Annotated in this window: 6 protein-coding genes; 3 read left to right on the plus strand and 3 right to left on the minus strand. The window is 71.3% G+C overall.

Annotation, left to right across the window (positions count from 1 at the left end; translation table 11 throughout):
- Nucleotides 1-380 precede the first annotated feature (380 nt).
- Nucleotides 381-917: a MarR family winged helix-turn-helix transcriptional regulator gene (locus NMN56_RS42650; protein WP_274045475.1), complete on the minus strand. Its 537-nt coding sequence runs from the start codon at nt 915-917 to the stop codon at nt 381-383.
- Nucleotides 918-1,060: 143 nt separating this feature from the next.
- Here NMN56_RS42650 and NMN56_RS42655 point away from each other — a divergent pair, with 143 nt between their 5' ends.
- Nucleotides 1,061-2,398: an MFS transporter gene (locus NMN56_RS42655; protein WP_274045676.1), complete on the plus strand. Its 1,338-nt coding sequence runs from the start codon at nt 1,061-1,063 to the stop codon at nt 2,396-2,398.
- Nucleotides 2,399-2,492: 94 nt separating this feature from the next.
- Here the strand turns inward: NMN56_RS42655 and NMN56_RS42660 are convergent, their stop codons facing one another.
- Entirely contained in the window at nt 2,493-4,313 is a 1,821-nt protein-coding gene (locus tag NMN56_RS42660; protein ID WP_274045477.1) for an ATP-binding SpoIIE family protein phosphatase, read from the minus strand.
- A 148-nt stretch (nt 4,314-4,461) separates the two neighbouring features.
- On the minus strand, nt 4,462-5,928 hold the full coding sequence (locus NMN56_RS42665) for an NAD(P)/FAD-dependent oxidoreductase (protein WP_430542856.1): 1,467 nt from the start codon (nt 5,926-5,928) through the stop codon (nt 4,462-4,464).
- Nucleotides 5,929-6,328: 400 nt separating this feature from the next.
- Here NMN56_RS42665 and NMN56_RS42670 point away from each other — a divergent pair, with 400 nt between their 5' ends.
- Nucleotides 6,329-7,207, plus strand: coding sequence for a TetR/AcrR family transcriptional regulator (locus NMN56_RS42670; RefSeq protein ID WP_274045479.1), 879 nt, complete (start codon nt 6,329-6,331; stop codon nt 7,205-7,207).
- A gap of 197 nt (nt 7,208-7,404) precedes the next feature.
- On the plus strand, nt 7,405-8,642 hold a 1,238-nt coding region (locus NMN56_RS42675), incomplete at its 3' end, for a sigma-70 family RNA polymerase sigma factor (protein ID WP_430542855.1).

Raw genomic sequence — 8,642 nt, forward strand, 5'->3', positions numbered from 1 at the left:
TGAGTTCTCAAAGAACGGACGCTTCCTTTGGATTCCCTTCCGGGTTTCCTCCGGGCCGTTTTGAAAGGACCGGGGCCCTTTCGGTGTGTCTCCGACTCTACCAGATCTTTTCCGGTCCGTTTCCGGGCCGTTTCCGATTCTGATTTCCCCTGTCGGCGGGGTGCCTTCCGGCGTGTTCACTACTTTAGAGGATTTCCCCGCCAGGCTCAAAATCGAGCCTTTCGCAAGAGAATTCGGCATGCCGAATGAACCCCTGCGAAGGGGAGTCGCACTGAAGTAGTGGATGCCGTCGGACGGCGGAAGTGCTGCCATCAACCGGTTTCGGCTGGCTGGCAACTCGGGGAACCTTACGGATCACCCGTTGGCCTGTCAACTGGCCGTTAATCAAGGTCTGTCAGGCGTCCGCCGGCGTCCGGCTGGGCGTCTTCGACGCGGCGCAGGAGGCGGGTGAGCAGTTCGCCGAGCTGGCCGCGTTCCGGGCTGGAGAGGTCCTGGAGCAGCTCTTCCTCGAAGACAGAAGCCTTGCGCATGACCTCCAGCCACTTCTCCCGGCCGGTGTCGGTCAGGCCGATGATGACGCGGACCCGGTTGTCGGGATCCGGTTCGCGGGTGACGAGGCTCTGGGTGAGCATCCGGTCGATGCGGTGGGTCATGGCCGCGGGGGTCAGGCCGAGGCGCTTGGCGATGGTGCCGGGCCACAGTTGGTAGGGACTGCCCGCCATGACGAGTTCTTTGAGTACCTCCCACTCGGGGCTGGTGAGGCCGAGGGTCGCCAGCTGGCGGCCGTAGGCGACGTTCATACGTCGGTCGAGACGGCTCAGGGCGTTCACGACCTTCTCGACCTGGGGGTCGAGGTCGCGGTACTCGCGCTGGTAGATCGCGATCTGCTCGTCGAGGGTCGGTAGTCGCTCCGGCATGCCCGGAGTATCCCACGGAAGCAGGTTGGCACTAAACCCTTGCCCTGTGTAGTCTTTAGCATCGAACTTTAGCTTCGAAGTCTCGAAGCCGCTTCTCCCTCTTCCCCTTCTCGTGACTCAGGCAGGTGAGTGTGACCACGGCGATGGCTGCCGCGCTGCGGCGGATCCAGCTCGGTAATGCGCTGGCAGCGTTCGGCAACGGCTTCACGGTGCCGTTCCTCTTTGTGTACGTCGCGCGGGTGCGGGAACTAGGCGACGGCACTGCTGGAGCGGTGCTGGCCGCGTTCGCCGCCGCCGCGCTCGTCGTGCTGCCGTTCACCGGGCGGGTGATCGACCGGCGCGGGCCCATGGTCATGGTGGCCGTCGGCGCTGTGGCCGCCGCGCTCGGTGCGCTGGGCTTCGGGCTGTCGAGCACCGGGTCGACCGTGCTCGCCTCCTCGGCGCTGATGGGCGCCGGTATCGCCGTGCTCCAGCCGGCACTCGCCACGATGATCGTCTGGTGCTCGACGACGGCCACGCGGTCGCGGGCCTTCGCCACGCAGTTCTTCCTCAACAACTTGGGGCTCGGCGTCGGCGGCCTGTTCGGCGGTCTGCTCGTCAATGAGCACGATCCCGGCAGCTTCACGCGGCTCTTCGCCATCGAGGCGGCGATGTTCCTGGTGCTGCTCGGCGTGCTGGCGAAGGTGCGGGTGACGCGCCCTGTCGAGGCGCCGGTCGCGGTGGCTGCGAGTACGGAGGCAGGTTCGGGTCCGGGCTCCGCCGCCGGGGCTGCGTCGGCGCCCTCTCCCTCCGGGTGGGGCCTGCTGCTGCGGGACCGTTCGATGGTGCTGCTGTGTGTCCTGGGGTTCGTGGTCTTCTTCAGCTGCTACGGGCAGTTCGAGTCGGGGCTGTCCGCGTACGCCGTGGAGGTCACGCGGATCTCGACCGCGACGCTCGGGGTGGCGCTCGCAGCCAACACGGCGATGATCGTGATCGCGCAGTTCGTGGTGCTGCGGCTGGTGGAGCGGCGGCGGCGCAGCCGGGTCGTGGCGGTCGTCGGGCTGATCTGGACCGTCGCGTGGCTGGCTGCCGGGGCTTCCGGGCTGGTGCACGGCTCGCAGGCCGTGGCGACGGCGCTGCTCATCGGTACGTACGCGCTGTTCGGGGTGGGCGAGACGATGCTGTCGCCGACGATGGCTCCGTTGGTCGCCGACCTCGCGCCCGCACGCATGGTGGGGCAGTACAACTCGGCCTTCGCGCTGGTGAAGCAGCTCGCTCTGGCCATCGGGCCTGCGATCGGCGGGCTGATGGCCGCGGGCGGGGCTTACGGCGCTTACATCGGGATGCTGGTGGTGTGTTCGCTGGGGATCAGTGGGCTGGCCCTGCTGATGGGGCGGCGGCTGTCCGAGCGCGAGGACCGGCCCGCGTCGCTCGTGGTGGCCCGGGGCGGGGCCGGGGCCGCCGTGGCGGGCGAGCCCGAGCGGGTGGGCAGCTCCGCCTGAGCCTCCGCCCGGGTGCCGTGCCTCGATCGTCAGTCGTTCGTTCGAGTGCCGGGCCTGAGAGCTGGGCGCGCGGAGGCTGCCCGGCGTCGTCGGGTCACTTGCCCGGGAGGGCGAACTCGCACCAGACCGCCTTGCCACCGCCCGGTGTGCGGCGGGAGCCCCAGGACGAGGCGATGGTCGCGACGATGGAGATGCCGCGGCCTGTCTCGTCGGCGGGTTCGGCGCGTTGACGGCGGGGCAGCCGGTCGTCGCCGTCGGTCACCTCGACGATGAGGCGGCGGTCGGTACGGCGCAGCCGCAGCCGCATGGGCGGGGTGCCGTGCTGGAGGGAGTTGGCGACCAGTTCGCTGGCCGCCAGCACGCCGAGGTCGCGCAGTTCGGAGGGGAAGCGCCAGGAGGCGAGCACCCCGGAGGCGAACGCGCGGGCGCGCGGGGCGGCTTCGGTGCCGCCGAGCAGGTCGAGCGCGGCGTTGTGGAACAGCTCGGCGTCCGGGCCCGTGCGTACGGGGTGCTGGAGGACGAGGAGCGCCACGTCGTCGTCGTGCTCCGCGGTGATGTCGAGGGCGCGCAGGATGCGGTCGCAGATGATCTCCGGTGAACCCGTGGCTCCCGAGAAGGCGCGTTCGAGCGCTTCGACACCCTCGTCGATGTCGGCGTCGCGGCGTTCGATGAGGCCGTCGGTGTAGAGCACCGCGGTCGCGCCGGGCGCCAGGGGCAGGGCGCCCGAGGTGTGCAGCCAGCCACCGGTGCCCAGGGGTGGGCCCGTGTGTTCGGACGCGCGGTGGACGGTGCCGTCGGGGTCGCGTACGAGGACGGGGACATGGCCGGCCGAGGCGTAGCTGAGGCGTCCCTCGTTGGGGTCGTGGACGGCGTAGACGCAGGTGGCGATCTGGTTGGCGTCGATCTCGGCGGCGAGTCCGTCGAGGAGCTGCAGCACCTCGTGGGGCGGGAGGTCGAGGCGCGCGTAGGCGCGTACGGCCGTGCGGAGCTGCCCCATGACGGCTGCGGCGCGTACACCTCGGCCCATGACATCGCCGATGACGAGGGCCGTACGGCCTGCGCCGAGGGTGATGACGTCGTACCAGTCGCCGCCGACGGCCGCTTCCGTACCGCCCGGCTGGTACGTGGCGGCCACGCGGAGGTCGTCGGGCTGCTCCAACTCCTGGGGCAGCAGGCTGCGTTGCAGCGTGACGGCGGCCTCGCGCTGGCGGCGTTCGCTGGTGCGCAGCCGCTCGGCGGCCTCGACCTGGTCGGTGACCTCGGCGGCGAAGATCAGTACGCCGCTGTCGCCGGCCGTGGTGAGAGGGGTGCAGGTGAACGTGTAGTACCCGTCGCGGGGCTCGCGGGCGCCCGAGGGGCCCGGCACACGGCGGGACTTGACCGTACGGGGTTTGCCGCTGCGCAGTACCTGGTCCATGAGCGGGAGGAGGCCCAGCTCCACCAGCTCGGGCAGGGAGGCGCGGGCCGCTGCTCCTGTGGGGCGGGGTCCGAAGACGGAGGCGTAGGCGTCGTTGACGAAGACGATGCGGTGGTCGGGCCCCTGGACGACCGCGACGGGGGCGGGGACCTGGCCGAGCAGACCGTGTACGGAGAGCGCGTCGACGCCACGCTGCTGCGGGGGTTGTGCGCCCGTGGGGCGTCCGCTGTCGCGTGCTCCCGGCACGGTGGGGCTCTCGGAGGCGCGGTCGGCGTGGGGCAAGCAGGCGCCGTCGGCGTTCCGGGGCTGTGCCCCGGGATCGACCGGGTCGGCGTCAGGGCTCGCGTCGTGGTCGTCCCCCGAAGAGGGCCCGGTCGGGTCGGCGCCGTCCGTGACCGGGGTGTCGGACGAGGGCTGCTGCGCCTCTATCGCCGCCTGGGCGGCAGCGGTGCGCCGCTGTGTGCCGGGCAGTCGGGCGCTCCAGCGCGTGAAGTTCACGGTCGTCCGATTCCTTGTGTGGTTCGCTTGTTCGCTTGAGGGGTCACTCTTCGCAGATGGGGACCCACCCATGGTCACACGTCCAGTGTGGCTCACAGCGCCGACATTCGTCAGACGCCCCTGCCTGGCGGGCAGTTCCCGGTGCTGGTCAGCTCGCTCCGGGGTGGCGTCCCGTGGTGGCCGCGAGTTCGAACTCGGCGCGTGGGTGCTCCAGTGAGCCGAGGGAGACGATCTCCCTTTTGAAGAGGCCGGCGAGCACCCATTCGGCCAGCACGCGGGCCTTTCTGTTGAAGGTCGGGACGCGGCTGAGGTGGTAGGCGCGGTGCATGAACCAGGCGGGGTAGCCCTTGAGTTTACGGCCGTACACATGCGCCACGCCTTTGTGAAGGCCGAGAGAGGCGACGGATCCGGCGTAGGCGTGACGGTAGGGGGTGGCCTGCTTTCCGTCGAGGGCCGCGGCCAAGTTGTCGGCGAGACGGCGGGCCTGACGTACGGCGTGCTGGGCGTTGGGGGCGCACAGCGGTGGTTCCGCGCCGGGCTCTCCGCTTGCGTCCGCCGTCAGATCGGGTACGGCCGCGGCATCGCCGGCCGCCCAGGCGTGCTCGGTGTCCGCCACCCGGAGTGTGGCCTCGCACCTGAGCTTGCCACGGGAGGTCAGGGGCAGGCCGCTGGCAGCGAGGACGGGGTGCGGCTTGACGCCGGCCGTCCACACCAGGGTCCGCGCGGGGTGGCGCGAGCCGTCGCTGAGGGCCGCGATCCTGTTCTCGCAGGAGTCGAGACGGGTCTCCAGGCGTACGTCGATGTTGCGGGCCCGCAGCTCGCGCAGCGCGTACGTACCCATCTCCTCGCCGACCTCCGGAAGGATGCGCCCGCTCGCCTCGACGAGGAGGAAGCGCAGGTCGTCGGCGTCGATGTTGTGGTAGTAGCGGCAGGCGTAGCGGGCCATGTCCTCCAGTTCGCCGAGTGCTTCGACCCCCGCGTAGCCGCCGCCTACGAAGACGAAGGTGAGCGCGGCGTCGCGCACGGCGGGGTCGCGGGTCGAGGAGGCGATGTCGAGCTGTTCGAGCACATGGTTGCGCAGCCCGATGGCCTCCTCGACCGTCTTGAAGCCGATGCCGTGCTCGGCGAGGCCCGGTACGGGCAGGGTGCGCGAGACGGAGCCGGGGGCCAGGACCAGTTCCGTGTACGGCAGTTCGACCGTGGTGGGTTCGGTACCAGGGGCGGCCCCGCGCGCCGCGTCGGCCTCGGCGGTGGCGAGCGTGCTGATGTGCGCCACGCGCCGGACGGGGTCGATGCTGCGGGCCTCGCCGACGATGAGCTGGCACCTGTCGAGCACCCGGCGCAGGGGGACGACGACGTGCCGCGGCGAGATGGAACCGGCCGCCGCCTCGGGGAGGAAGGGCTGGTACGTCATGTACGGGTCGGGGTCCAGGACGGTGATGTGGACCTCTCCGCCCGATGCGGTGCCGTCCCGCGCGCCTGTGTCGCGCGTGCTTGTGCCGTGCGGGCTCGCGGCCTGCGCGCCTCTGTCCTGCTCTTTTGCGTCCTCCAGGCCGTAGGGCGCCGGTGCGAGCCGCTTCTTGAGGCTGCGCTGGAGTCGCAGTGCGGTGTACATGCCGACGTAGCCGCCGCCGACGACAAGGATGCGCGCGGGTTCCTTCGTGGCCTTCGTCACCCGTCCATGACGCACCCTCAGCCCCGGGTTTGTCCACAGGCCACGGGAATCATGTGACTGCCGCGCGCTGGGCGCCGGTTGTGCTTCCAGTGCTGTGCGGGCCAGGAAGCACGCAGGTCATGCGGGGCGCGCGGGGGGCCGGGGTGGCTCCTGGAGCGGGCCTGCGAGGCGCTTGGTTCCCCGGGTGGGCGGTCCGTGCGGAACCGCCCCCTTCTCTCACGACCTGGGCTCAACTATGTTCGTATCCCAGCGGGGTGCGACATGTGACGACCAGTGCATCGCATCCCGGCCGCAGAGGCGGGGTCTCCGGGGGGAGACATTGATTACCGGGGGAACAACGATGCACATTCAGGGTATTCACGGCTCTCAGTTGGCTCCGACGGCGGTTTCCGCCGTTCAGGAAGGCCAGACCGTACCGGGCACGACCGGCCCGGGAACCGACCGGGCTCCGGTCAGCACGGGAGGCGGCGCCACGAGCGCCCCGACGAGCCGTTCGACACCGCTGCGCGTGGACGCGCAGCGCAATCTGGAGCACGTGCTGCGCGCGGCACGCGAGGTCTTCGGCGAGCTGGGGTACGGCGCACCGATGGAGGACGTCGCACGGCGTGCACGGGTCGGGGTGGGGACGGTCTACCGCCGCTTCCCCAGCAAGGACGTGCTGGTCAGGCGCATAGCCGAGGAGGAGACCGCGCGGCTCACCGAGCAGGCGCGTGCCGCACTCGGCCAGGAGGACGAGCCGTGGTCCGCGCTCTCGCGCTTCCTGCGGACGTCCGTGGCCTCGGGCGCGGGGCGGCTGCTGCCGCCCCGGATACTGCGCGCCGAGGGCTGGGTGGATGCCGCGGCGCGGGTGCCGCAGCAGCGCGCTCCGGTTCCGCATGAGCACGAGGGGCAGCCCGGGCTGCGGCTCGTGGAGCGGCCCGCCTCCCTGGACGGGGGCGGGAGCGGAGTCGGCAACGGGGTCGGGCAGAGCGACGCCGACACCGGGTTCGGTGAACTCGACGAGGACCAGGGTTCGGCCGAACTGCTCGACGTGGTAGGCCAGTTGGTCGAGCGGGCCCGCGAGGCGGGTGAGCTGCGGACCGATGTGACGGTCGGCGACGTACTGCTCGTGATAGCGACGGCCGCGCCCTCGCTGCCGGATGCCGCTCAGCAGGCTGCCGCCTCCACGCGGCTGCTGGACATCCTGCTGGAAGGGCTGCGGTCACGTCCCTCGCGCTGAATCAGCGAGAAGGGCGAGAACCGCGGGAACGGCGAGAACGACAAGGACGACCGACCTGCCGTCGGCCGGGGCGCGTCGCAGAACTGTGCGAATCGCCCCGGTCGGGTGGTTGATGTGTTTGTCGTGTTCTCGGCCCAGGGCCCTGTGGCACGCTGTCGCGATGTTTCGCTGTGACCGCGCGGACGGGGGCTGGCGCCATGGGAGTTGACGAGAATCGGGACCCTGGTCAGGAGTCCGGAGCCCTTTCACGTCAGGTCCCGGGGCAGGGCGGCCCGCACCCGTCGGAGAGCGCATGGTCGCCGTCGGAGAGGACGCCGTCCGAAGGCTCACGGAGCGACGGCGCATCGGCGGAAGCCCCGGCTTCGGATACGGATACGGGCACAGGCGCGAGGCCGACCACCGGGTCGGGCATTCCGGAGCAGCGCAGGAGGCGCCGGGACACGGGTGCGTCCGACGCCGTGCTGATCACGCGGATGCGCGACGGCGATGCCGAGGCGTACGACGCGCTGTACCGCCGGCACGCTGAGCCCGTACGCCGTTACGCCCGTACGTGCTGCCGGGACGGGCACACGGCGGAGGACCTGACGAACGAGGTCTTCGCGCGCACCCTCCAGGCCGTACGGGGCGGCAAGGGCCCCGAGACCTCCGTACGCGCGTACCTGCTGACATCGGTGCGGCATGTCGCCGCCGCGTGGGCCAGGACGCGGCAGCGCGAGCAACTGGTGGACGACTTCGCGGTGTTCGTGCAGTCCGCTGCCAGCGCGTCGGCAGCGACGGACGAGGAGACGCTCGACCTGGGCGCCGATGTACGGGCCATGCAGGAGGCGGAGCAGACGCTCGTCGTGCAGGCGTTCAAGAGCCTGTCCGAGTACGACCGGACGGTGCTGTGGCACACGGCCGTCGAGGGCGCGAAACCGCAGGACGTGGCGCCGCTGCTCGGCAAGTCGAAGGGTGCGACGGCGACGGCGGCGCACAGGGCGCGCGAGAACCTCAAGCAGGCGTACCTCCAGGCGCATGTGAGCCAGGCGCGGACAGCGGGCGGGGACTGCGCGCGGTTTGCCGACCGGCTCGGCGCCTACACGCGGGGCGGCCTGCGGATGCGGGCCGAACGCGGGCTCGCGCAGCACCTGGAGGAGTGCCCGGAGTGCAGCAAGGCGGCGCTGGAGGTCAGGGACCTCAATGAGCACATCCGCGTGCTGGTGCCGGTCGCGCTCATCGGGTGGTTCGCGACGGCGGGCGGCGCGAAGGCGTTCGGTGCGCTGATCACCGGTGGTGGCGGCGCCGCGGTCGCGGGCGGCGCGAGCGCCGCCGCCGCTGCGGGAGGCGCGGGTGCGGGCGCCGCGGGTGGCGCGGGTGGCGCCGGAGCGGGTGCTGCCGGTAGTGCGGGTGCGGGCGCCGCGGGTGGCGCGGGCACTGCGAGCGGCGCCGGTGGTGC

The sequence above is a fragment of the Streptomyces iconiensis genome (genome assembly GCF_028657195.3).
Lineage (GTDB): Bacteria > Actinomycetota > Actinomycetes > Streptomycetales > Streptomycetaceae > Streptomyces > Streptomyces iconiensis.

Bases quoted from the DNA above. Each gene is read 5' to 3' on its own strand.
- NMN56_RS42650 (WP_274045475.1), bottom strand. From the start codon at position 917: ATGCCGGAGCGACTACCGACCCTCGACGAGCAGATCGCGATCTACCAG.
- NMN56_RS42655 (WP_274045676.1), top strand. From the start codon at position 1,061: ATGGCTGCCGCGCTGCGGCGGATCCAGCTCGGTAATGCGCTGGCAGCG.
- NMN56_RS42665 (WP_430542856.1), bottom strand. From the start codon at position 5,928: ATGTACACCGCACTGCGACTCCAGCGCAGCCTCAAGAAGCGGCTCGCA.
- NMN56_RS42670 (WP_274045479.1), top strand. From the start codon at position 6,329: ATGCACATTCAGGGTATTCACGGCTCTCAGTTGGCTCCGACGGCGGTT.